At 65.0% G+C, this 24976-nt stretch carries 19 protein-coding genes and 1 pseudogene; 7 read left to right on the top strand and 13 right to left on the bottom strand.

What is annotated here, in order from left to right:
- Positions 1-29: 29 nt before the first annotated feature.
- Positions 30-1493 (bottom strand): mannitol dehydrogenase family protein, encoded by a 1464-nt coding sequence (locus tag U5771_RS25490; RefSeq protein ID WP_322026532.1) that lies wholly within the window; start codon positions 1491-1493, stop codon positions 30-32.
- 157 nt (positions 1494-1650) lie between these two features.
- Between U5771_RS25490 and U5771_RS25485 the strand changes: the two genes are divergently transcribed.
- The 5 genes from U5771_RS25485 (at position 1651) to U5771_RS25465 (ending at position 7260) form a co-directional block, all read left to right on the top strand.
- Positions 1651-2382: a GntR family transcriptional regulator gene (locus U5771_RS25485; RefSeq protein ID WP_322026531.1), complete on the top strand. Its 732-nt coding sequence runs from the start codon at positions 1651-1653 to the stop codon at positions 2380-2382.
- A gap of 21 nt (positions 2383-2403) precedes the next feature.
- On the top strand, positions 2404-3612 hold the full coding sequence (gene manD, locus U5771_RS25480) for a D-mannonate dehydratase ManD (protein WP_322026530.1): 1209 nt from the start codon (positions 2404-2406) through the stop codon (positions 3610-3612).
- A 29-nt stretch (positions 3613-3641) separates the two neighbouring features.
- Entirely contained in the window at positions 3642-4673 is a 1032-nt protein-coding gene (locus U5771_RS25475; RefSeq protein ID WP_322026529.1) for a Zn-dependent oxidoreductase, read from the top strand.
- Between the two features lie 177 nt (positions 4674-4850).
- Positions 4851-5885 (top strand): 3-dehydro-L-gulonate 2-dehydrogenase, encoded by a 1035-nt coding sequence (yiaK, locus tag U5771_RS25470; RefSeq protein WP_322026528.1) that lies wholly within the window; start codon positions 4851-4853, stop codon positions 5883-5885.
- An 85-nt stretch (positions 5886-5970) separates the two neighbouring features.
- Positions 5971-7260 carry an MFS transporter gene (locus U5771_RS25465; protein WP_322026527.1) on the top strand — a complete coding sequence of 430 codons (1290 nt, stop codon included), beginning with the start codon at positions 5971-5973 and terminating at the stop codon, positions 7258-7260.
- A 36-nt stretch (positions 7261-7296) separates the two neighbouring features.
- Here U5771_RS25465 and U5771_RS25460 read toward each other — a convergent pair whose 3' ends face one another.
- The 12 genes from U5771_RS25460 to gspG all read right to left on the bottom strand — a co-directional run bounded on the left by U5771_RS25460 (position 7297) and on the right by gspG (position 19415).
- Positions 7297-9480 carry a TonB-dependent siderophore receptor gene (locus U5771_RS25460; protein WP_322026526.1) on the bottom strand — a complete coding sequence of 728 codons (2184 nt, stop codon included), beginning with the start codon at positions 9478-9480 and terminating at the stop codon, positions 7297-7299.
- Positions 9481-9690: 210 nt separating this feature from the next.
- Positions 9691-10182: a type II secretion system protein gene (locus U5771_RS25455; protein WP_322026525.1), complete on the bottom strand. Its 492-nt coding sequence runs from the start codon at positions 10180-10182 to the stop codon at positions 9691-9693.
- Entirely contained in the window at positions 10179-10562 is a 384-nt protein-coding gene (locus tag U5771_RS25450; RefSeq protein WP_322026524.1) for a type II secretion system protein, read from the bottom strand. The genes U5771_RS25455 and U5771_RS25450 overlap by 4 nt, the downstream gene beginning before the upstream one ends.
- A gap of 4 nt (positions 10563-10566) precedes the next feature.
- Positions 10567-11046 (bottom strand): type II secretion system protein, encoded by a 480-nt coding sequence (locus U5771_RS25445; protein WP_322026523.1) that lies wholly within the window; start codon positions 11044-11046, stop codon positions 10567-10569.
- 1 nt (position 11047) lies between these two features.
- Positions 11048-13192, bottom strand: a complete 2145-nt coding sequence (locus U5771_RS25440; RefSeq protein WP_322026522.1) for a hypothetical protein — start codon at positions 13190-13192, stop codon at positions 11048-11050.
- 239 nt (positions 13193-13431) lie between these two features.
- On the bottom strand, positions 13432-14064 hold the full coding sequence (locus U5771_RS25435) for a hypothetical protein (RefSeq protein WP_322026521.1): 633 nt from the start codon (positions 14062-14064) through the stop codon (positions 13432-13434).
- Complete coding sequence (locus U5771_RS25430; RefSeq protein ID WP_322026520.1) at positions 14061-14639, bottom strand: hypothetical protein; 579 nt, start codon at positions 14637-14639, stop codon at positions 14061-14063. The genes U5771_RS25435 and U5771_RS25430 overlap by 4 nt, the downstream gene beginning before the upstream one ends.
- On the bottom strand, positions 14624-15181 hold the full coding sequence (locus tag U5771_RS25425) for a PilN domain-containing protein (protein ID WP_322026519.1): 558 nt from the start codon (positions 15179-15181) through the stop codon (positions 14624-14626). The genes U5771_RS25430 and U5771_RS25425 overlap by 16 nt, the downstream gene beginning before the upstream one ends.
- A gap of 9 nt (positions 15182-15190) precedes the next feature.
- The gene (locus U5771_RS25420; protein WP_322026518.1) at positions 15191-15856 is read right to left on the bottom strand and encodes a hypothetical protein; all 666 of its coding nucleotides are present in this window, start codon (positions 15854-15856) and stop codon (positions 15191-15193) included.
- A gap of 154 nt (positions 15857-16010) precedes the next feature.
- Positions 16011-17684, bottom strand: coding sequence for a GspE/PulE family protein (locus U5771_RS25415; RefSeq protein ID WP_322026517.1), 1674 nt, complete (start codon positions 17682-17684; stop codon positions 16011-16013).
- Positions 17681-18937 carry a type II secretion system F family protein gene (locus tag U5771_RS25410; protein WP_322026516.1) on the bottom strand — a complete coding sequence of 419 codons (1257 nt, stop codon included), beginning with the start codon at positions 18935-18937 and terminating at the stop codon, positions 17681-17683. The genes U5771_RS25415 and U5771_RS25410 overlap by 4 nt, the downstream gene beginning before the upstream one ends.
- A gap of 46 nt (positions 18938-18983) precedes the next feature.
- Positions 18984-19415: a type II secretion system major pseudopilin GspG gene (gene gspG / locus U5771_RS25405; RefSeq protein WP_322026515.1), complete on the bottom strand. Its 432-nt coding sequence runs from the start codon at positions 19413-19415 to the stop codon at positions 18984-18986.
- 476 nt (positions 19416-19891) lie between these two features.
- Here gspG and U5771_RS25400 point away from each other — a divergent pair, with 476 nt between their 5' ends.
- Together U5771_RS25400 and U5771_RS35625 are read left to right on the top strand one after the other, a co-directional pair.
- Positions 19892-20095 (top strand): RHS repeat domain-containing protein, encoded by a 204-nt coding sequence (locus tag U5771_RS25400; RefSeq protein ID WP_322026514.1) that lies wholly within the window; start codon positions 19892-19894, stop codon positions 20093-20095.
- A gap of 216 nt (positions 20096-20311) precedes the next feature.
- Positions 20312-22858 (top strand): annotated as a pseudogene (locus tag U5771_RS35625) (DUF6531 domain-containing protein); the annotation flags it as partial.
- Between the last annotated feature and the right edge of the window lie 2118 nt (positions 22859-24976).

The following is a 24976-nucleotide window of genomic DNA, read 5'->3' as shown; positions in this document are numbered from 1 at the left end:
TGGTTGCGGCGAACCGGGGAAACGTTGGTTCAGCGTGCGTACAACGGGGCGAGCAACGCGTCGGTGCCGCCCGAGCGCAGCGTCGACAGATGCGCACCGACGCGCGCGATCAATGCATCGGGCCATGCCGCCGAGCCGGCGAGCGCGGTGCTGCCGAGGGCGGCCCGAACCGCGCTGCCGGCATCGTCGGCGGCCGACAGCGTCGCGCCGAGCGCGGCCGCGCCCGGATCGCTGACCGTGAGCGGTCGGCTCGATTCGTCGCGCGCGGTGGCGAGGTAGTGCAGCCACAGCGCGAGCGCGCGTTCCAGATACGGCCGCTCGACACCGGCCGCCGCGCTTTCGCCGAGCGCCGGCAGCCAGCGCAGCGGCACCTTCTGCGTGCCGTCCATCGCGATCTGTTCGGTGCGATGCGCGAGCGTCGGATTGCGGAAGCGCTGCACGAGCGTCGCGCAATAGCCGTGCGCGTCGTAACCGGACGGCACGTCGACGGTCGCGAGCAGGTCGCGCGTCATCACGCCGTCGACGAGCGCCGCGATCGCCGGATCGGCCATCGCATCCGACACGGTCGCGCGGCCGCGCAACTGCCCCGCATACGCGATCGCCGAATGCGAGCCGTTCAGCAGCCGCAGCTTCATCGTTTCGTAGGGCCGCACGTCGCCGACGAGATGCGCGCCGGCGTCTTCCCAGCGCGGGCGCGGGCCGGCGAAGCGATCCTCGATCACCCATTGCGAGAACGGCTCGCACACGATCGCGGCCGCGTCGCGCGCGCCGAGATGGGCGTGCGCCCAGTCGAGCGACTCGGGCGTCGCGGCCGGCACGATCCGGTCGACCATGCTGTTCGGGAACGCGACGTCGTCGCGGATGCGCCGCGCGAGCGCGCCGTCGATGCGTTCCGCGTAGTCGATCAGCAGCGCGCGCAGCGTGTCGCCGTTCGACGTCATGTTGTCGCAGCAGACGACGGTCAGCGGCGCATGGGCCGGCCGCAGCCGCAGGCCGGCCGCGATCACGCCGAGCGCGGTGCGCGGCGCGTCGGGCGTCGCGAGATCCTGGCGAATCGCGGGATCGTCGGCATCGAGCCCGCCGCCGGGGCGGCGGCAATAGCCCTTCTCGGTCACGGTCAGGCTGACGATCGACACGGCCGGATCGGCGATCAGCGCCAGCAGCGCGGGCAGCGATTCGGGTGCGAACAGCGCGCCGTGCACCGCGCCGACGATCCGCGTGCGCGCGCCGTGGCCGTCGCGTTCGGTCACCGTGTACAGGTGATCCTGCGCGGCGAGCAGGTCGACGGTATGACGCCGCCGCAGTTCGACGCCCACGATGCCCCAGCGGAGGTCGCCCTGTTCGAGCACCGTTTCCGTATGCAGCGCCTGATGCGCGCGATGGAACGCGCCGAGGCCGAGATGGACGATGCCCGTGCGGACGGCCTGCCGGTCATAACCGGGGCGGCGCGTGCCGGGCGGCGCGGTGCGCAGGAAATCGGGGGCGGATGACATGACGATCGGCAACGGTTTGTACCATGGTAGATGGCGGAGTGCGTGCAGGTTATTTCGAGTTTCACGGCGAGGTTATCGGTGTAAACGCTAGATCGCCTGAATTCGACCGCTTATGTACCATGGTAGTTATCGATATCGAGTCGGATCAATCGCAACCATGAGCGAAACGGCAGCACTGGAAGAAGCGGACGTCGTGGTCACGGCGTTGCAGGGGTTCTCGCTGGACGAGAGCCGGTCATATACGGAGCAGGTGCATGCGCTGCTGCGCCACGCGATCGTGCGCGGCGCGCTGCCGCCGCGCACCGCGCTGTCGGAGGCGGTGATCTCCACAACGATCAAGGTCAGCCGCACGCCGGTGCGCGAAGCGTTCGCGCAGCTCGCCGACGAGCGGCTCGTGCAGATCATCCGGAAGGTCGGCACGCTGGTCGCGCCGATTCCGGTGTCGATCCTCGAGGAAGGGCGCTTCGCGCGCAGCACGCTCGAATGCGCGAACCACGTCGAGCTCGCGCAGAAGATCACGCCGGCGCAGCTCACGGAGCTGTCGCGGATCATCGACGCGCAGCGCGAGGCCGTGGCCGCGGGCGACGTCGAAGCGTTCTTCGATCTCGACGAAGCGATGCACGGCCGGATGTTCGCGTTCGCGGGCCGGCCGCACGTGTGGGAAATGCTGCAGCCGATGAAGCGCCAGTTCGACCGCGTGCGCTGGCTGCTGCTCGACCGCGTCGAGGATCACGCGCGCCGCGCGCTGCAGGAACACGAACAGATCCTCGCGCACATCGCGTCGCGCAACATGGCGCTGCTCGGCGCGTCGGTCGCGGCGCACGTCGACCGGATCGGCTCGCACCTGCCCGATGTGCGCAACCGCGCACCCCATTACTTTGTCGACTGAAACGCCCGCTGGAGGAGCGCAGTGAAAATCGAACGCTTGCAAACCATCGTCACGTGTCCGGGCCGGAACTTCGTGACGGTGAAGATCGTGACCGACGAAGGCGTCTACGGCCTCGGCGACGCGACGCTCAACGGGCGCGAGCTCGCGGTGCGCGCGTACCTGGAAGACCACGTGTTCCCGTGCCTCGTCGGCCGCGACCCGCGCAACATCGAGGACATCTGGCAATACCTGTATCGCGGCGCGTACTGGCGGCGCGGGCCCGTGACGATGACGGCGATCGCCGCGATCGACATGGCGCTGTGGGACATCAAGGGCAAGCTCGCGGGCATGCCCGTCTACCAGCTGCTCGGCGGCAAGAGCCGCGACGGCCTGATGGTGTACGGCCACGCGAACGGGCGCGATCACGACGAAGCGGTCGACGCGGTGCGCGCGCACGTCGAGGCCGGCTACCGCGCGATCCGCGTGCAGTCGGGCGTGCCGGGGCTCGACAAGGTGTACGGCGTCGGCAAGACGGCCGGCGCGTACGAGCCGGCCGAGAAGGGGCTGCCGCCCGAGGAGCCGTGGGACACCGCGCTCTACCTGCGCCACACGCCGGAACTGTTCCGCAAGGTGCGCGACGCGGTCGGCGATGCGCCGCACCTGCTGCACGACGCGCATCACCGGCTCACGCCGATCGAGGCCGCGCGGCTCGGCCGCGATCTCGAGCCGCATCGCCTGTTCTGGCTCGAGGACGCGACGCCCGCGGAAAACCAGGACGCGTTCCGCCTGATCCGCCAGCACACGACCACGCCGCTCGCGGTCGGCGAGGTGTTCAACTCGATCTGGGATTGCAAGGACCTGATCCGCGACCAGCTGATCGACTACATCCGCGCGACCATCGTGCACGCGGGCGGCATCACGCACGTGCGGCGCATCGCCGACTACGCGGCGATGTACCAGGTGCGCACCGGTTTCCACGGCGCGACCGACCTGTCGCCCGTCTGCATGGCGGCGGCCGTGAACTTCGGGCTGTGGGCGCCGAACTTCGGCATCCAGGAACTGATGCCGCACAGCGCGCTGACCGATGAAGTGTTTCCGCACAGCTACCGCTTCGAGGACGGCTATCTTGTGATGGACGACGTGCCGGGCCTCGGCGTCGACATTGACGAGACGCTGGCCGCGAAATATCCGTACGAGCGCGCGTACCTGCCGGTGGCCCGGCTGCGCGACGGCTCGATGTGGAACTGGTGAGCGCCGAAGATCAGAAGGAGAGAACCGAAATGTTGAGCGTCGTTGTCGATCGTCCGAACAGCATGGGCGTGCGCGAAGTGCCGCTGCCCGCGCCCGCCGCCGGCGAAGTGCGCGTGAAGGTGCGCTATGCGGGCATCTGCGGGTCGGACCTGCATATCTTTCACGGCAAGAACCCGTTCGTGTCGTACCCGCGCATCATCGGCCACGAGTTCGTCGGCACGATCGAGTCGGTCGGCGCGGGTGTCGACGCCGCGCGGCTCGGCGAGACCGTCGCGGTCGATCCGGTGATCAGCTGCGGGCATTGCCACGCGTGCACGATCGGCCGGCGCAACGTATGCCGGCACCTGACCGTGCTCGGCGTGCATCGCGACGGCGGCTTCAGCCAGTACACCTGCGTGCCGGCCGGCAATGCGTACCGGATTCCTGACGCGATCGCCGATACCTGCGCGGCGATCGTCGAGCCGTTCGCGGTGGCCGCGAACGCGACGTCGCGCACCGGCGTGCTGCCGGGCGATGTCGCGCTGATCTATGGCGCCGGCACCGTCGGCCTGACGATCCTGCAGGTGCTCAAGCGCGTGTACGGCATTCGCGCGTTCATCACCGACCGGCTTGACGCGCGGCTGCAGCTCGCGCGCAAGTGCGGCGCGGCGGAGGACGAGATCATCAACACGAGCGTCGAGTCGCTGCCCGACGCGCTGGAAAAGCGCGGCGTCGACGGCGGCCCGACGCTGATCTTCGATGCGGTCTGCCATCCGTCGATTCTCGAGGAGGCCGTGCGGATCGCCGCGCCGGCGGGCCGGATCGGCGTGCTCGGGTTTTCGTCGGAGCCGTCGGCGATCGTGCAGGCGGAGCTGACGAAGAAGGAGCTGACGCTCGCCGCATCGCGGCTGAACTGCGCGATGTTCCCGCAGGTGATCGACTGGATTGCCCGCGGGCTGATCCAGCCCGAGCACATCGTCACGCACAAGGTGGGCTTTCGCGACGTCGCGCAGGCGTTCGAGATGGCCGAGCGCAATCCCGAGAAAAGCTGCAAGATCCTGCTCGATTTCGCGGGCGGCTGACACCGGTTCGTGTCGACGGCCGGGGCGCGTCGCGCGCGTCGCGCGTGTCGCGCGGCCCCGGCTGCATGATGCGATCGCTCGCCGCCGGCGGGCCGGGGCGGCGCGAATCCCGCGCGCCGTGTCGCGGGCAGGTTCGGGATCGGACACATCGACATCCAATATCAGGAGACAGGCATCGTGACCCGGATTCCCTTCGAGGCAATGCAGCGTGCGATCCACTCGGCGCTCGTGAACGCCGGCATGCGCGAACGCGACGCCGAAATCTGTGCGAGGGTGCATACCGAATCGACCTGTGACGGCGTCAATTCGCACGGCATCAATCGCGTGGCGCGATTCGTCGACTATCTCGACAAGGGATGGGTGAACCTTGACGGAGCGCGCACGCGCGTCAAGCAGTTCGGCGCGATCGAGGTCTGCGACGGCCAGCGCGGGCCGGGCATTCTCAACGCGCTGTCCGCGACCGACCGGGCCATCGAGATCGCCGATGCGCAAGGCGTGGGCATCGTGGCGATGCGCAACGCGACCCACTGGATGCGGGGCGGCACCTATGGCTGGTACGCGGCCGAGCGCGGCTACATCGCGATCTGCTGGACCAACACCGAATCCTGCATGCCCGGCTGGGGCGGCAAGAACACGCGCGTCGGCAACAACCCGTTCGTGATGGCGGTGCCGCGGGACCGCGGCCATATCGTGCTCGACATGGCCATGTCGCAGTACTCGTACGGCAAGCTGCAGGCCACCCGCCTCAAGGGGAAGAACATGCCGTTTCCCGCCGGCTTCGACCGCGACGGGAAGCTGACCGCCGAGCCCGGACCGATCGAAGCGTCGATGCGGATCCTGCCGATGGGCTACTGGAAGGGCTCGGGATTCGCGATCATGCTCGACGTGCTGGCGGCGGTGCTGTCGGAAGGGCTCGCGACGAACGGGATCGATGCGATTCAGCAGGGAAGCTGCACCGGGTGCTCGCAGGTCTTCATCGTGATCGATCCGCGCAAGCTCGGCGGCGAAGCCTTCACGAGCCACGTGGCCGACGGTGTGGCCGACTACGTGAACACGTCCGAGCTCGCGGAAGACAGCCACGAAGTGCTCTACCCGGGGCAGAGCGCGCTGCGCACGCGGATCGAACAGCGGCAGCACGGCATCGCCGTCGACGACGGGATCTGGGCCGACGTGCTCGCGCTCGCGGAGCGGCGGGCAGCGCCGCCTCGCTGACGAAACGACGGCGGGCGCGCCGGAACGGACTGACGGATCACCCCTGTTGCTGCAAGGACGGTTGTTTTCATCGGGAGAACTGACCATGAGGGCGGATGTCGCGCTTGCGCTGGACGCAGGCATCGAGGCACGGAACGAAGACGCGTTGTACCGGAAAGTGATACTGAGGATCGTCCCGCTGTTCTTCCTCGGTTTCATCATGTCGTACCTGGACCGCGTCAACATAGGCTTCGCGAAATTGCAGATGGCGGCCGATTTCGGCCTGACGAATGCGTCGTTCGCACTCGGTGCGAGCGTGTTCTTCTGGGGCTACATGCTGTTCGAGATCCCGAGCAACCTGATCCTGCGGCGAGTCGGCGCGCGGGCGTGGATCGCGCGGATCATGATCACCTGGGGGATCGTGTCGATCCTGATGGTCTTCTCGCGGAACGAAGCCGCGTTCTATTCGCTGCGGTTCCTGCTGGGCGTTTGCGAGGCGGGCTTCGTCCCGGGCGTGATGTACTACACGAACACATGGCTGCCGGCCCGGCGGCAGAGCGGCATGTACTCGCTGTTCCTGATGGCGTTGCCGATCGCCGTCGTGTTCGGCGCGCCGCTGTCCGGCGCGATCATGGAGACGATGGGCGGCGTGGCGGGCATCCGCGGGTGGCAGTGGCTGTTCCTCCTCGAAGGGCTGCCGTCGGTGGTGCTGGGTGTCGTCATCCTGATGCTGCTGCGCAACAGGCCGGCCGACGTCGACTGGCTGACGCCGCGCGAGAAGCAGATCATCGAGGCGAACGTCGCGACGGAGGCGGCCTTCAAGTCGCATCGCGTGGCCGATGCATTCCGGTCGCCGAAGATCTATGCGCTGATCGTCGTGATGATCCTGTTCAACACCGGGTTCTATGGCCTGACGTTCTGGATGCCGACGCTGTTTCACGAGGCGGGTGTCGCGAACAGCCTGAACGTCGGGTTGCTGACGGCCATCCCGTTCGGAGTCGCCGCGATCTGCATGTACGTGAATGCGAAGCGCGCGGAGCAATCCGGGCGGCTGCGGCGGCATGGCGTGGTGCCCGTCGCGCTGGCCGCGATCGGCCTGTTCGTCGCGACGATCGCGCACGACAGCTTCTGGCTCGCGCTGGCGATGCTGACCGTCGCGACATCGGGCATCCTGTCGCTGATGCCGATCTACTGGACGCTGCCGGGACGCGTGCTGTCCGGTCCGGCGGCGGCGGCCGGCTTCGCGTTGATCAACGCGTGCGGGAGCCTGTCCGGCATCCTGGGCGCGATGATCATCGGCTATGCGGGCCTGCGGACCGGCATGATGATCCTGGCAGGCTTCCTGGCGTTGTGCAGTGTCGTGTTCTACCGGGTCTGCCCGCCCACGGCGGAGTAGCCGCGCGCCAGGCCGCGGCCGTCCGCGCGACGGCGGTCAGAACGATACCGTCGTCGTCAGCGTGACGAGCCGCGGCTCGCCGACCGCGACGATCAGGTTGCTGTTGCTCGACGGGTAGTAGGTCTTGTCGAGCAGGTTCTTCACGTTGAGCTGGATGCGCGTCGGGAACTTGCCGATCGTCGTCTCGTAGGCCGCGAACGCATCGACGGTCACGTAGCCGGGCAGCGTGAAGCTGTTCGCGGTGTCGCCGGGCCGCGCGCCGACGAGCCGCGCACCGCCGCCGAAGCGCCAGCGTCCGGGCAGGTTCGCGATCGCCGTGTCGTACACCGCGAACAGGCTGCCGGTGTGGCGCGCGACGTTGACGAGCGGCGTGTTGCTGTCGCGATCGTTCGCGTTCGTGTACGCGTAGCTGCCGATCAGGCTCAGGTGTCGCGTGAGCTGACCCGCGACGTCGAGTTCGATCCCGCGCGAGCGTGCGGTGCCGATCGTCGACGTGAGGTCGCCGACGGTCACGGCGACGTTGCGTTTGTCGATCTGGTAGGCCGCGAGCGTGCCGGTGATGCCGGGCTTCAGGCTGAACTTCAGGCCGGCTTCCAGCACGCGGCCGAACTCCGGCGCGAGCGGCGCGGCCACGTTCGACGCGACGTTCGGCTTGAACGAGCGGCTCACGTTCGCATAGGCGGTGAGCGACGGCGTGAGCGCATACGCGAGCCCGAACTGCGGCAGCCACACGTTGCCGTGCGAGCGGTCGGCGAACACGAACGGCCGCCCCATCCCCGATTCCTGCTGCCAGTCCTCCCAGCGCAGCCCGCCGACCGCGGTGAGCCGGTCGGTGATCTTCACCGAGTCCTGCACGATCATCGAATAGGTGTGGACCTTCGAGAGCGAATCGCTCTGCTTCGCGCTCACCGTGCCGCCGGGCGCGAGCAGGCCGTAGACCGGATCGTAGAGATCGAAGCCCTTGGTCGCGGTGCCGCGGATCGTGTCGCCGCGGAAGCTGCGTTGGCGCTCGTATTCGCCGCCGATGTAGAGCGCGTGGTTCATCCCCGCGAGCGTCAGGTTGCCGAGCAGGCCGAGCGTTGCGATCTGGTCGGAGTCGTTGCGCCCGAGGTTCGCGTCGGACGAGCGCGACAGCGCGCCGGTCGTGCTGTTGAAGGCGGTCGCGCGGGTAATGTATTGATCGTAGCGGTCGCGGCCCCAGCCGTAGGTCGCGCGCACGCGCCATGCGTCGGAGAAGCGGTGCTCGACGCGCGCGCGCAGCGTTTCCTGGATCCCGCTGCTTTGCGCCCACGCTTCCTCGTAGCGGCGATAGCGCAGCGCATCGTCGGGGTGGCCGTTCACGAGCACGGTGCCGCGATCGAACGGCATCGTGTAGTCGACGTACTGGTAGCTGACGTCGATCGACGTGTTCGCGTCGTGCCACGATAGCGCGGGCGCGATCAGCGCGTTGCGCTCGCGGCCGAAGCTGCGCCAGTAGCGGCTCGTGTCGTATTCGCCGGTGAGCCGGAACGCGAGCGTGCCGCCCGCGACCTGGCCCGGCTTGCCGAGCGGGCCGGTCAGGTCGAACTGCGCGCTGCTGCCGCCGTGGCTCGTGCGCGAGGCCGAGATCGAGCCGCCGAACGTGTCCTCCGGCTTGCGCGTGACGAGGTTGATCACGCCGCCCGGGTCCTGCATCCCGTACAGCAGCGAAGCCGGGCCCTTCAGCACTTCGACGCGGTCGATCGTCGCGAGGTAGCTGTGCAGCACCGGCGTGCGCACGCCGTCGACGAGCACGGAACCGTCGTTGTTCGAGCCGAAACCGCGCTTGATGAACGCGTCGCGCGTGCCGCCGAGCGTGTTGGTCTGCGTGACGCCACTGATGTTGCCGAGCACGTCGTCGAGCGAGCGCGCCTGCTGGTCCTGCATCACGCTGCTGCTGACCACGGCGACCGATTGCGGAATCTCCTTGAGCGGACGATCGTCGCCGCCGGCGACGCTGCTGGTGCGCGGCTGGTAGCCGACGGTCGGATCGGCGGTCGCCGAGGCGCTGACGCTGATCGTCGGTAGTTCGCGTTCGGCGGGCGTGTCAGCCGAGGTGACCGAGGCGGCGGGGCCGGCGTCCGCGCGTTCGCCGGCGGCCGCATGCGCGCCGCCCGCGACGCAAAGGGAAATCAGGGTAGGCAGGCTCGCGCGCCAGGGACGCAAGGTCCGGGCGCGGCGGGGCGTTCGACGGGATGGCATGAATCGATGAATGATGGAGTGCTAAGGACAGAGGCCCGGGCCGAAGCGTATCGGCCAGGTGCGCCATCATATTGACAATGAGAATCATTTGCAACAAAGCCCGTGCCGGTCCCACGGGATTGCCGATCGCGGCTGCCTGAGCCGCGTCGTGTTCGGCAATCGAAGACTTGCGCCCCGCCTGTCAGCTCCGACTTTTATCCGGCAGGCGTTTTACCTGTCCGCCGGGGTCATGACGTCGGGTGTGTAGATGAATGCCCATTCCCGGTAGCTTCGCGCAGCCGAGAATCCCGTCTGATCGTCGTTGAAACCCGTTACCTTGACGGGCTTGCGAATGGATGTGCTGCGAATGCCCATCACGCCGCCTTCCGGTGCTTGAATGGGATCGAAGGCTTGTCGGGTGATCGGGTCGAGATAGTGTCGTCGCAGGTAACGGCGAATGACGGGATAGCGCGGGTCGCGCAGCAAATCGTCGAGTTTGTCCGGATAAGGACGGGTGCCGGCCGGCGTGCTTTCCGAGTATTGCCGGATGGCTTCCCGATATAGATTGCCGACGTAGAGCAGTTCCGCTTCGCGCGCCCGCTGATTCGTCTTCGCGACATGGCCCAGCAGCTTGCCGAGTCCGAGCGCGATGACGAGTACCGCCAACAGTACCCAGAAATAGGCAACGCCGCGTTGAGCGCGAGGGCGCGCGCGACGTTTCACCACGTGGCGTAGGGCGTGCCGTCGAGCGCATTGCCCGTCGCGCCGCTCTTCACATCGACGACGGTTGCGGCGTTCTCGTCGGTGCCGAGTATCGGCACCCAGCTGTCGGGTCGATTGGTCACCGGGTCGAGCGGCAGCGCCCGCAGATAGCGCTGCTCGGTGAGTTCGGTCAACTTCTCCGGATAGCGGCCGGTATCGCTGCAATACTCGTCGAGCGCCCGGCGCATCACGGACAGGTTTTCCTTGAGGGCCGCTTCTTTCGCACGGTCGGTCTGATGGATGTAACGTGGTGCGACGATCGACAGCAGGGTCGCAATGATGGCCAGCACGACCAGCAGTTCGATCAGTGTGAAGCCCCGGGAGGATTTTGTCTGCGTCATGGGCTTACCATTCCCGGTACGGAATGCCGTTCGCGCCTTTCCGGTGGCTCAACGAAAACACGTCGTACACGTCGGCGCCTTCCCGCGGATCGTCGGCTTCGCTGGCGTAGCTGCGCTTGCCCCAGCTGTCCGCAGCCGGAATCGTCGACGATGGATTCATCGGATCGCGCGGAATGCGCCGTAAAAAATGAATCTTGCGGCCCTTCGGATCGCGTTGATCGACGGCGCCGGCAACCAGTTGGTCCAGCGACTGCGGATAACCGGTCGAATCGGCCGAGCGTGCAATCCGCCCCATGTCGCCTGCCAGTTTGTATGCGTCGATCGCGGAGCGGATTTCCCGCAAGGCCGTTTTCAATTCGCGTTCCTTGTCGCGTTGCTGCTGCATCCTGAAGAACGGCGTGGCGACGGATGCCATGATCGCCACTATGGCGACCGTGACGATCATTTCGATCAGCGTGAAGCCTGATTCACGGGATCGCTTCATTTCAGTCGGACACCGTCAATTGCCTGGGCAGCGCGACCATGCCGACCAACTGTGCATCGTTCGCCCACACCTTCAGATTCTGCAGCGACAGGCTGACTGGCCCCTTCGACGCCTGCGCGGCCCGGAACGTCAGCATGCCGAGCGAACCGTCGGCGCTGGCCTTGCCGACCGCAATGCGAACGACACCGCCGTCCTGGCGCGCATCGAGCGTGACCCCGTCGCGGGGCTCGACCTTCAGCAGCTGAATGCCTGGCTGATCGAGCACCAGGTCCGCCTGCGCTCTTTCGAATGCGGACCCGTTCGCCAGCAGGTTGATCGTGAAGCGACTGTGCGGCGCGGTTTGCGCAGGCGTTGCCAGATCGAAGCGGACGCTGCCGTCCGGCGGGCCCTCCGGTCGCGGCGCGCCGAGTGCCGATGCGGCCGGCGGCGATACACCGGTTGCATCGGTTTCCGATGCAGGCGAAGGGGCGCCGGCGGAATGGCCGGCCGAGTCGGCTGACTCGGCCGTGCCGGGCGCGGGCAGGTTGTCCGAATCGCTGTACCGGGCCGCCGGCGTCAATCGTAGCGGCCGGGTCGACACCTGCTCGGCCGTGCCGCTCGGGAACGCTTGCGCGTATGCGTTCGGCATCGCGAGCGAGCGGACGATATGCGGCGTGATCAGCAGCACGATCTCGGAACGCATGGCGGTGTCGCTGTTGTTCGAGAACAGTCGCCCGAGCACGGGGATTTTCCCCAGGCCGGGAATATGCGTTCCGGATTCCTGCGTATCGTTCTTGATTAGACCCGCCAGCGCCTGGGTCTCGCCTTCGTGCAGACGGAGCACCGTATTCGCATTGCGCGTCCCGATCTGATACGCGAGCAAGCCCGTGGCCGACGAGCGCACTTCCTTGACGATGTTGCTGACTTCCAGCGACACCTTCATCGTCACGTCGTTGTCCACGTGGATTTCCGGCTCGACCTCGAGCTTCAGGCCGACATCCAGATAGTTGACGGATTCGGTGATCGCATTGGACGTCTGATTGACCGTCGACGTGATGACGGGCACCTTGTCGCCGATCAGCACGCTGGCTTTCTCGTGATTGACGACGCGAATGCGCGGATTGGCCAGCGTGCGCGTACTGCCGCTCGTTTGGCGCAGGTTCAGCACGGCAAGCGGATCCGGGAAGCTCAGCGGGAAACTGTCCTTGTTCAGATGCTTCAGATCGCTGAGGGTCAGGCCGCCGGCCGCGCCCGCCGGTCCGATCATCCTGGCGCTGACGCTGTCCGGAAACTGGATGCCCAGATTGAGCAGATCGTTCGAGTTGACCTCCAGCACCTCGACTTCGAGCATCACTTCCGGGCTCGCGATGTCGTACAGTTTCAGCAGGCGCGCGATCGTGTCCTGCACCGTTTCGGTGTCGCGTACCACCAGCATCTTCAGCCGGCCATCCACGTACATCGATTTTGGCGCGACGATCGTGCTCAGCATGTCCTGAACCTTCCGCGGGTCCGCGCTGTTCAGGTAGTAGGAGCGCACGACCAGATCGTCGTAGCGCTTTTTCTTCTCGTCGGTCGCCGGATAGATCAGCATCGTGGTGTCGCTCAACACCTTCTTGTCGAGCTGCGACGTCTGCAAAATCAGGTTCAGCGCGTCGATGACCGAGGTGTCGCGCGCATAGACGGTCGTGCGCAAATCGGGACTGACGTCCTTGTCCAGCACGAAGCCGATGCCCGACGTCTGGGTCAGGATCGACAGCACCGAGCGGATGTCGACGTCCTTCAGTTCCAGCGTGACCGGCTGATGCAGCGATTGATTCAGCACCGGCAGAACCATGGCCGCACGCGTGGTTCGCGAGTCGATCCGTTGCAGCATCGAACCGGCGACTGTGTGACCGGGGTTTTCCGACAGGATGGCGTTCAGCAGCTGCCGGGCTGTCGCCGTGTCGCCCTTGCCAAGCGCCGCGCGTGCTTCGTCCAGTTCGGCCCGCTCGCGCTGTTCACGCGCGATCAGGTTGATCCCGCGTAGCGCTTCGGTATGCTGCGGATCGTAGCGCAGCACTTGCTGATACGAGGCCAGCGCGTCGTCGGCCTGGTCGTTCGAGCGTGCGGTCGCTGCACGTTGCATCAGCAACCGCACCTGGTTGTCGCGCGCCGCAATGAATTTCATCCGGTACCGTTCCGGATTCTCCGTCGATGCCTGTTGCAGCTGCGCCAGTCCTTGGCCGACCTGACCTTGCGCGATCAGCCTGTTCCCGCGACGCCAGTCGGTATAGCCCGCGCAGCCGGCGAGAGCGGCGAGAGCGACGATGAGCACGGTCAGCCACAAGGCCCGCGATAACCGTCGAACCGGGCCGGGAACGGCATCCGCTCGATACCTGAAACACACCTGAGTCATATTCCTGCCTGTCAAGGGACGGGGTGGACCTGCACGTCGGCTGGATTGCCTGCCAGAAAGCCTTGCCCGAGCTGGGTGGGCGCCTCGTCTGTCTGACGGCTGCCCGTGCCGCTACCCATCGCGATCGAACGGGCTTCGCCGGTATGCACATGCCGCAACGTGACGTTCGTCGACGAGATCGACTGGATCGTCCAGTTGCCGTCCAGCACGCCGCCCCGGCCCAGCACGATCGGCTCCTTACCGTTCGACGCCAAGAAGACCTGCGTCTTGCCGTCCCGAATCATGCGGCCCAGATACACGATGTCCCGCGCGGTGGAACGGGGCGGCTCAGCGGATGGCAACGGCGGCGGGTTATCCGGATTGGAAAGCGAGTCGGCGGGCGGGAGCGGGGGTGGACCCGATGCAGCGTTCGACGCCGGCGCGTTGGCCGTTTCCGCCGGATCCGGCAAGCGTGGACGTTGCCAGGGCACGTCAGGCTGGTCGGCGCGTACGAGAGCGGTTGCTTGAGAACCGGCCGACGCGTTGTCGGTCGGCTCCGTCAACACCGGAAGTTCGGCCGGATCCGGCTGCAGCAGGGATACGACTGAACCGACCAGCGTGGCGGCCAGCACGAGCTGCATGGGCGTGGACACGGTCAGTTTCATGTCGCCGCCTGCACCCGGTAATACAGATGAATACCCAGCTTCTGCTCGATCTTCATCGACCCGTCGGTGTTTTTTGCGTAGGCCAAACGAGCAACCGACAGATTCGGCAACCCGTTGAGCATCGCCTGCAGAAACCGGCGCTGGGCTTCGACCGACCCCGTGATTTCCATGTGCATCGCGAGGCGTTCGATCGGCAGCCTGGCAAGCGGCTCATACCGGTAGTCGATGCGCGTGATGACGACGCCGTGCTGGTCCGCGAGGGTGTTCAGGTCGCGCAACTGTTCTGGATACGTGTCCAGTTCCGGCAAGGTCGATGCAAATTCCATCGCCGGATCGCGCGGCCCGGTTTTCCGAGCGGCAGGCTTGATTGACGCGGGCGTCGGTATCGACGCCAGTTGCATCGCCATCCGCCGTGTCTGTTTGAACAGCGGGTAATCGATCGCGCCGATCAGCAGTGCCCACAGAACCAGCAGCGCCGCGACGGCGATGCGAGGCGACTGGAGCCGATTCAACAGCCACGTCGCGCGCCAGGACGCGACTTGCAGAGCGTACCGATGACTCATGGTCGTGCCCATGCGGCGCGCAATGCGAAGGACAGCGCCGGCGATGGCGTGCCCGATAGTCCCGGCAGGCCCGGCAGCGGCGGCACGGCATCCCGGGCAGGTGTCGGGCCGGTAGGGTCGTTCCTCGTCTGACTGACCAGCTGGACGGACGACCAGCCCGGATCCTTTTGCAGCGCGGCGACCAGATCGAGTACGTCTTGCGGCCGATTGGCGAGACCGCCGATACGCACGTGCCGAATATCGGTGTCGGGTTCCAGCGTCAGCAGATCGACACCGGGTTGGGTCGCCGCGCGCAGGCTATCCAGCATGTCGGTCCACGGATAGCGCATCTCGGCGAAGACGAGATCGAGTGCGGCAAGCTTGGGTGGCGTCGCGGGACGCGGCGGGACGGCTGCCCGATGCGGCAGACGCCGGGCCTGCTCGACGAGCTTGTCGCGTTGGGTGAGCAGTGCATCGCGCCACCACAAGGCGAGAAGGCATCCCGCGAGCGCGACGACGCCCGCCACTACCCACGGCCGGCTCCAGCGGGACCGGGGCGCATAGTTCCAGTTCATGCGACCCATTCAGGCGACTCCGCAGAGGACGTAGGCCAGATGGGCGTCGTCGTCCGGCGCGTAAGCGTCGAGCGTCGACGCGCCGCTGGCGGGCGCGGCCGGATCGTGTGCCGGAAAGATCCAGGTGGAGCCGGCGGGCATGGGCGATGGACGGGCGCCGGAGAACGGTTGAATCGAGAAGGCGGTCATGTGGCCGCGGTCGTAATCCAGTTGCAGCAGCCGCGGCCCATCGACGAGCACGAGCGCGCCGGCATCCTTCCTCAGCCGTGCAAGGAAGCGGTTCCAGACGATGCTCAGGGCCGGGGCGATCAGCCGGGTCCGGCATTTCCGGCGCCGGGAAAAGGCCGCCAGCTCGCGAATCGCGTCGTTCGCGATCAGCGCTGCCAGGCGCGGCCGGCCAAACGCGAGCGGCGCAAATCGCAGTTGGTAGGCATCGAAAGGAATCTCGCTACCGAAGCTTTGCAGGAAGCAAGCAGCCGCCAGCGACCGGCTGAACGCATCGATTGCCGAGCGCGGATCCCATGGCAACAGCAAATAGCGGATGTGATCGATGCCGACGATCCACTCGATTTCGCCGCGTATCGGGTGCCGGTCCAGCCATGCATCCAGCGCCGCCAGCTGATCGGTCAGACCGTGTGCGCCGTCACGCGTGCGCAACACCGCTTGATTCGTCACCGCTGGCCTGAAGCGACCGGCGACGTGGCACACGGCCAGGGCTTCATGTCCCAGATAGACGCGAAGACGCTCCGGCCGTATCGCCCGGGACGCCCAGCCACGGATGGCATGAACGAACCTGGCCGTCCGCCGAACGGATTGGCGGAGGGCGGGCTTAATCGGCAAACGTGACACGATTGATTTCTTCCAGGGTGGTCTGCCCGCGCCTCACGGCCTCGAGCGCCTGCTCGCGCATCGGGCGCATCCCGCGTTGACGCGCCATCTCTTTCAGCCGACCGGCCGGCATGTGTTGCAGGATCGCTTCGCGCAGATCGTCGTCCAGCACCAGCACTTCCGCCAGCGCGCGTCGGCCGCGATAGCCGTTGCCTCGACAGTTCGCGCAACCCGCGCCCTTCATCAGCGTGCCCCCGGCCAATTGCTCGCGCGCGACGCGCGAATCCCGCAGCAACGCATCGTCCGGCACGAACGGTGCCGCGCAATGCGTGCAGTTCAACCGGATCAGGCGTTGGGCGACTACGCCGTTCAACGCCGTCACGAAGCTGTACGGATCGATCTGCATGTGCCTGAAGCGGCTCAGCACGTCGAACACGTTGTTCGCATGGACGGTCGTGTAGACCAGATGTCCGGTCAACGCGGCCTGAATCGCGATTTCCGCCGTTTCGCGGTCGCGGATCTCGCCGACCAGGATCCGGTCCGGGTCATGCCGCAGAATCGAACGCAGCCCGCGTGCGAACGTCAGCCCCTTTTTCTCGTTGACCGGAATCTGCAGGATGTCGTCGAGTTGATACTCGACCGGATCCTCGATCGTGATGATCTTGTCCTCGCCGCGCTTGATTTCGGATAGCGTTGCGTACAGCGTCGTGGTTTTTCCGGAACCGGTGGGCCCCGTGACGAGCAGCATGCCGTACGGCTGATTCGCGAGCCGACGCATCGTTCGGCGTGTCGGCTCGTCGATGCCGAGCATGTCGAGGTCGAGCCGTGCCATGTCGCTCGCGAGCGACTGCCGATCGAGAATCCGCAGCACGACGTCCTCTCCGAACAGCCCCGGCATGATCGACACGCGGAAATCCACTTCGCGGGACTGGATCGACACGGAGAATCGCCCGTCCTGCGGAATGCGTTTTTCCCCGATGTCGAGTTCGGCCATCACTTTCAGGCGCGAGACGACCTGTTCGGACAGCGTCGGGTCGGACAGCACGCGCGCGGTCGAGATCACGCCATCGATCCGATACTTGATCGAGAGGCCGCGCGGCGAATGCTCGAAATGGATGTCCGATACGCGGTTGCGGTGCGCGTCGTACAGCGTCGAATTGACGAGCCGGACGACCTGGCTTTCGTCGCCGGCGATCGACGCGAGCGAGATTTCTTCGGTATCGCTTGCGCCGTGGTCCGTCCTGTCGAGCCGGATCAATTGGGATAGCGCGTCCTGATCGCTACCGAATCGCGCGAGCAGCGCCTTCAGTTCGAGCGGGTGCGCGAAGGCCAGATTGAAATAGCCGGGAATCCGGTAGCTCGCCAGCGTAATCAGCGCGGTATGCCAAGGATCGTCGCAGACCAGGGTGAGGCGATCGCTGCTGTTGCGCAATACCACGCAATTCTGCTGCAGGCATTCCGCATAGCTGAAGCCGGAGAAATCCGGCTTCAGCGCTTCCATCTGCGCGAGCCGGAGCAGGGCCCTGCCGCTTTCGGCGGCGACGAACCGCAGCATGGCATCGGCAGGGAAACCGCCGGCCTTTTCGAGTGCGCACAGCAAGGGTTCGGCGTCGGCGCGAGCCAGCGTTCGGGCTTGCGCGAGCAGCGCCGCGGCATCGGTCGGCGCGTTGCTCATTGCAGATTCCCCGCCAGATCGAACACGGGCAGATACAGCAGAACGACGATCGCGCCGATACCCAGGCCCATGACCAGCATCAGGACCGGTTCCGCCAGACGTGTGAACCGCTCGACCCATTGAGCGATTTCACGCTCATGGAACATCGCCGCCTGTTCCAGCATTCCCGCGATCTGACCGTTGCGTTCGCCCGCGCGTAGCAGGCGGAGCGCGATCGTGGTCATCAGCCCCTCCTGCTGCAGACTTTCGCTCATTTTCCTGCCTTGCGCGATGCGGGTCATGGACCGGGCCAGACCGGCCCGAAGCGTGGGCGGCAGCAGTTCCCGGGTCATGTCGAGCGATGGCAGCAACGCGACGCCGCCTTGCAACAGCATCCCGAGCGAACGATAGAAGCGCACCAGCTGCATCAGCTTCAGCATGTCGCCGATCCAGCCGATACGGCCGAGCAAGGCCAGACACCGCCGCTGCACCGTGGGCCGCGTGACTCCCGCGGCAGCGGCGGCGAGCAGGGCGAGCAAGCAGCCGAGCGTGCCGAACGTGTGTTCGCTGACGAACAGCCCTGCGTCGAGCAGCCATCGCGACAGCAGCGGCAAGTCTGCCGACGGCATCTCTTCGTATACGTGCGCGAAGCGGGGGGCGAGAAACCAGATCAGAAAGAATGCGACCGCGGCACCGGTGAGCATCAGCAACGCCGGATAGAGCGATGCGGAGACGAGCTTTTGCCGGACGGCGCTGACTTGCGCGTGATACTGCAGGTAGCGCTCCAGCGCATCGATCGTTCCACCCGTCTGTTCGCTCGCGGCGATCATCGCGACGAACAGTGCCGAAAAGCAGTCGGGGTGCGCTGCCAGCGCCGCCGAAAACGATTTGCCTTGCTCCATCAGCCGCACCAGGTCCGGCAGCGCAGGGTGGCGTTGTTCTTCCGACGTGCCGGAATGGCCCTGCCGCCAGCGTTCGTCCAGCGTGTCGAGCGCCTCGGTGAGCGCCAGCCCGGCGCGCAGCAACGCCAGCAACTCATGGACGAACAGCGGGAGATCGAAACGCCGGCGCCGGAAGCGGCCGGCGAACTGCAGGCGCGAGCGCGTCGGGCCCATGTGCCCGCTGCCGGCCGAACAGATTTCGACAACCTGCACGTTTGCCTGCCTCGCACGCCGCGCGGCTTCCTGCCGTGCGTCCTCGCGATTCGACGCGAGCAAATCGAACTGCCGCAGCTCGCCGCGCGCATTCAGGCCAAGCAAGACGAATTTCGACACGATACCGGGACCCGACGATGACAGCCTGCTGGAAAACGCCAGGGGCTCAGTTGTGAAGGGGCGCGGCGGCGGCCGCGTTTTTGCCCGGGCCGTACGACACGATGTCGTAATCCGGGTTGCGCGTGCCGGGCGACGCGTACTGGTACGGCATGCCCCACGGATCCAGCGGCACCGCCTTCTTCAGGTAAGGGCCGTTCCAGCCGGGCGTGGCGTCGGCAGGCGGGGAGACCAGCAGAGCCAGTCCTTCCTGTGTCGTCGGATAACGGCCGATGTCCAGCCGCAATTGGTCGACGGCTTTGCTCAAGATATGGATCTGCGCGTTCGCGGCTGTCACTTTCGACTGGTCGACGTTGGCAAATAGCCTCGGCCCGACGATGCCCGCCAGCAGCCCGATGATGACCAGGACGACGAGCAATTCGAGGAGAGTGAAACCCCGCTGGCGGCTCGGCTTCACATTTTCGCGAATGAATTTCCGCATGGCTTTCTGTAGAAATATCTCGGCAGCGACTATATCGGCTTGATTTCTGTATGTAAAGGCATGCTAATCGTCATTAATTTGAGATATTTATTGATGAGATTGGGTCGTCGCATTTGAGATTTTTCGGGTGTGACATTTTTTAATGATTAATCGCGATGTTTGTGGTGATTGTCGGCGTGCATCTGGACCCGGTGTGGCCGCGTGGAAAGGGTTCAAGGTGTCGATTTTCGAAATTGTCCGAATGACTTTATTTGAAGCGTGTGTAATGGATGTGTAAAGTCGTTTCGCGATTCGATCGTCGAATGTGTTTTGCGATGAATGCTCGAATTTGTCCGAAATGGAAGTATTTTCATGATGAAGTGAAGAGCAAGGAGAGGGGCGTCGTCATGTATGAAACTGAAGATAGGTCCGCGGAGCGACGCGCGAGGTTGTCCGGTGGCGGTCGAGACCGGATGATGCCGAGGGCGAGGCGATCGATGCAGGGACTGTTGGCGGGCATTGTCTTGCTGACTTTTGCGGCGACTGCCTATTCGGCCAGTCAGGCTGACTACACCTATGACGCGTTGGGGCGACTCACGAAGGCGGTCTACAGCGATGGCGTCCAGACCACAACGGTCATCTACAACTACGACGCTGCCGGAAATCGGACAAGCGTCGTTTCGTCGACGCTGTCGGCATAGCAAGCGCCAGACTTCCATCGACCGGAAACATCGCGTCGAGAAATTGGATTTGTACGAGATAAATGCTTAGTAGTTCGTACTAGGTCGAATTTGTATCGCCTGTCATGATCTGAGGCAATTCGATGTTGGTCCGTCGTGTGCAGGGGATATGGCGATTTTTCGAGCAGATCACATCGTTGCCAAACCAGACAATACTTGATTCCGAGGAGTCGTTCGATGTCCGAGGTTGCGTCCCCGGGCGTGCGCAAGGCCATTCGCCGCGCTGCCCGAAAATGGAAAATCATCCGTCCCGCCGTGCTTGGATCGCTCGCAGGATTGCTGGCGTTGTGTTTCGGTACCGCCGAGGCCGGCAATGTTCAGTTCTCCAGTACAACACCGGCCGTTGTCGATGCCAATCCGGCGTCGAACGCGCAGCCGTCTTCGCAGCAACCCGAGATTCGTCGCGGGCGCGAGCCGTTGGACGGACGGGCGCGTTCGATTCAAGTGCCGGTGGGGCAAGAGTTCGCGCCTAAGCCGAACACCATCAGGGCATGGATGGCACCGGTTGCCGCAACCGACGCGATCGAGCATGACAAGCGGGTGGCCCGCGAAATGCCGGCAGGCATCAATGCCAACGGCGCGATCGAGACGATGGCGAAGCTCGAACGCAAGCGTGGCGGGAAGGCGGTACGCGAAGACGTCCCCCTGCAGAATTTCGCGCAGCCGGCACGCACGACGCGCGGGATCGGGGTCACGGCTGACGACGGGGTCGTCGCAAACATTGCGCCGCCCGGTCCGGCCTCGCTCGAGGAACTCGCCCGCGCGTTGCGCTATCACCCGGATCTGATCTACCAGTACGTTCGCAACAACATCGAGATCGATCCTGTCCGCGGCGTTCACAAGGGCGCGCTCGGCGCGGTGCTCGACAACTATGGCAGCCCGGCCGATCAGGCGCTGCTGATGACGTCGCTGTTGCGCCTTTCGGGCTACGACACGCGGATCGTGCGCGGCGTGATCAAGCTCACCGCGAAGCAGTTTGCGGATTGGTACGGGGTACCGACGCATAACGTTTGCGCGGTGCTGAACTTGATGGGGCAGACGCAGATTCCGATCTACGACATCAATGCGACGCAGGCGGGCGGCTGCCCGGGCCTGAACGCGCCGATGACCGGAATCTCGATCGAGCATTTCTGGGTCAAGGCCAATATCGACGGGACGTGGTACACGTTCGATCCCAGCTACAAGCCGCACGTCGTCAAGGCCGGCATCGACCTGAACGTGGCATCGGGCTACAACGCGGCGACGTTCCTGCAGAACGCGAGGTCCGGCGCGACTGTGACGCCCGATCTGGTGCGAGGCTTGAAGCGTACCGGCATCCGTGACGCCCTCGGACGTACGTCGTCCACGCTCGCTGACTGGATCAGCAAGAACAAGCCGACCGCAACCCTGAGCGATATCGTCGGCGGCAAGTCCATCGTCCCTTTTTATGCGGGGGCATTGCGACAGACTCAGAACGCGTTGCTCGATACGCGCTGGGCACCGCAAGAATGGGAAGACATTCCGGTCGGTTACAAGCCGACCGTGCGTGTGCTGTACCAGGGCATCGATCAGACTTTCACCGCCGATGCGATCTACGGCAAGCGCCTGACGATCACCTACAACGCATCGAATCAGCCGGTGCTCCGGCTCGACGGTCAGACGATGGGCGCGCCGGGCACGGCGGTCGCGCCGGGCGCGGACAGCGTGGTGACCTTTGTCGTGTGGCACAACGCGTATCCGAACGATCAATCGGACCACGCGTTCGAGCAGCACATCAAGGGCGGCGGCAAGTATCTGATCGTGAACGGCTGGGGGCCGACAGGCCGCGGGCTGTCGCAGCACTATCTGAAAAATCTGGAAGAGCTTCGTGCAGCCGGGCATGCGGACGACAGCGAGCCTGTGCTCGGCGCGAGCCTTGGGGTGATGGGCGCGCAATGGGTGTCGCAGACGACCCGCAGCGCATCGATCACGGATCGCCTCGCGAACGCCTATACCGTGCAGCAGCATCAGGTCGGCATCGCGGGCTATACCGACGGCCCGTACGTCGATCTGCCGAGCAACATGAGCTCGCCCGTTCAAATGGACGGCAACACGGTGCTCGAACGGGCTGTGTTCGACAGCAACGGGATGCACTTGTCGATTCTCGAATCGACGGCGGTCAATCAGACCTCGGGCGTGTCGGCCGTATCGACGGTGAAACTGCTCGACCTGGCGATGATGCAAGGGCAGACGATCTACAACGCCAAGGGCAGCAACTACGCGGGCGTGGTTCGGCCGGCATTGAGGAACTGCCAGGCGCATCTGGGGAATTTTCAGGACTACGTGAGCCGGGGCTTTCAGCTGCTGCTTCCGGGCAACTGCCAGCTGGTCGAAAATCGCTGGAACGGCGTAGGCTACTTCGTGCGCGGCATGGGCAACGCTCGCCTGCTCGGATCGACCATCAGCGGCGGGTATTCGGGCGGGTACTTCACGTCTCCCGTTCCCGCGCCGACCTACAACGCCAAGACGGTGAGCACCGCGAAGTCGCCTGTCAATCTGACTGGCTATTTCGGGCCGCAAGCCGTAGCAGGCGATCCGGTCGACATGGTGCACGGGAACTTCCTGTTCGAGCATCAGGATATCAAGACCGGCTACGGCGATTCGCCCGACAGCCTGAATTTCCAACGCTTCTACAGCAGCGGCATGAAGAACCAGGCCGGCGTGCTCGGTAAAGGCTGGACGCACAACTACGATATGAGTATTCGGACGGCGTCCGACGGTTTCCTCGGCATGGGAGACCGCCTGGCGCTCGATGCGGTGGGGACGATCGTCGAGCACAAGGCATCGCTGGATTTGCTGAACGATCCGGATGTCTCGGCGGACCGGTTCCTGACTGCGGTGATCGCGCAGCGCTGGTTTGGCGACCAGCTCGTCGACAATACGAAAATCGTCCGGGTGGGTTTGAACAGCGACGTATTCGTCAGGCTGCCGTACATCGGGTGCTGTACATCGGGCGGATACAGTTCGCCGCCCGGCAAGGCGCTGTCCCTTGTCGAAGACAGTATCAACAAGACGGCGAGCTACACCATCAATCGAGCGGGCACGGACGGCTTCGCACGCTTTACGTTCGATTTGCGGACGGGCAAGGTTTCACGCTACGTCGAGCAGAGCGGAAAGGGGATCGATTTCACGTGGGCCGGCGATCTGTTGACGCGGGTTGAAAACAGCTTGGGTCGCAGCCTCACGCTGGCTTATTCGAACGGCCTTCTGCAGAGCGTTTCCAGTCCGCAAAAAAACGTACGTTATGCGTATGACGGCAATGCCAACCTGGTCGGTGTGAGTGATCCGGACGGGTTTGCGACACGCTTCGAGTACGACAAGCCTGGCCGGATGACGAAGTTCTACGAGCCGAGTTTCCCGAACATACCCGTCGTGACGAACATCTACGACACGTTGGGTCGTGTGCGGACGCAAACGAGTGCCGCAGGCAACGTGTTCAACTATTACTTTGCCGGTTCGCGAACGGAAGAGGTGGGGCCGGGCCGCACGGCGCGCACGAACTACTTCGACGGAGAGGGCAATCTGCTGCAGTCCGGCGACCCGATGGGCAACTGGACGCTCAAGGACTATGACGGCCAGAACCGTCTCGTGCGCGAAACGCGCCCGGAAGGCAATCGCACCGAGACCGTCTACTACGATCTCACGTGCAACAACGCTATACATCTTTGCTCTCACCGGCCAGCGACGATCACGCAATATCCGCGCCCTGGATCTGGCGATTCGGCCTCGACGCAAAAGTTTGCTTATCAGGGTGACCGGCTGGCATCCGTGACGGATGCGCGCGGCAACGTGACGGCGTTTTCCTATAACTACGCCGGGTTGCTCGACAGGATCACGAAACCCGCCGTAGGCGGTGCTTCGCCTGTCACGACCTTCACCTATGAGCAGGTGACGCCGCCCGGCAAAGCTGCGTTCCATCGACCGACGCGCGTGACCGAGAGGATCGACGCCGCACGTACGACGTCGACGACGACCCGTTACGCGGCGGACCATACGCCGGCCGTCGTGACGCAGGACGACACCGGTCAGCGCATCAATACCACGACGACCTTCGATGGCGAAGGGCGTCTTGTTTCGAGTCAGCGCGACGGGGCGCCGAAAGTCACCTATGCGTATGACAAGCGCGACAACGTCACGCGAACGAACGCGAGCCTGGTGAGCGCGGACGAAGTGATCGCCTATGACGCAAACAATCGCGAGATTCGACGCGGTGTTGCCGTCGCCGGTGGTGCGATGGTGACCTGCAAGCGCTATAACGCGATGGGCGACGTGGTGCGTGTGTGGGGACCGGCGAAGACGGCGAACGTATCGACTTGCCCGGCGGAAGCCGCGCCGACGCCGGTGACGGACACCGCGTACGACGATCATCATCGTTCGAGCCGCGTGACGCGATATCTGCCGCCGGCGGAAGGCGGCAATCGGGTGACGGAGACGACTTACCGGGCAGACGACAGCGTCAAGAGCATACGCAAGGCGGTGGGCACGGGGCTCCAGCAGGACTATGTGAGCTATGTCTACAACCCGAACGGCACGGTTGCTTTGACGACCGATGCGAAGGGCAACACGACCGTCAACCTGTACGACGGACATGATCGCCTGTTCCGCACGCACTATCCGCTGGATGGGTCGCCCGGCTTGGGGGACGCGAACAACTACGAGCAGTATGCGTGGGACGCGAGCGGGAACCTGACCGCGCTTCGCAAGCGCAATGGCCAGGTGGTGACGCAGAGCTTCGACGCGTTGAATCGTCTGGTTGCGCGTACGTTCCCGGGCGGCGTGGGCAACGTGCAGTACAGCTACGATTTGCGTGGCTTGAAGACTGCA

Source organism: Burkholderia sp. BCC1977, assembly GCF_905339595.1.
In the GTDB taxonomy this organism is placed as follows: Bacteria; Pseudomonadota; Gammaproteobacteria; order Burkholderiales; family Burkholderiaceae; genus Burkholderia.
Note: the sequence above shows the minus strand (reverse complement) of the source record. Positions and strands in the feature narration are given on the sequence as shown.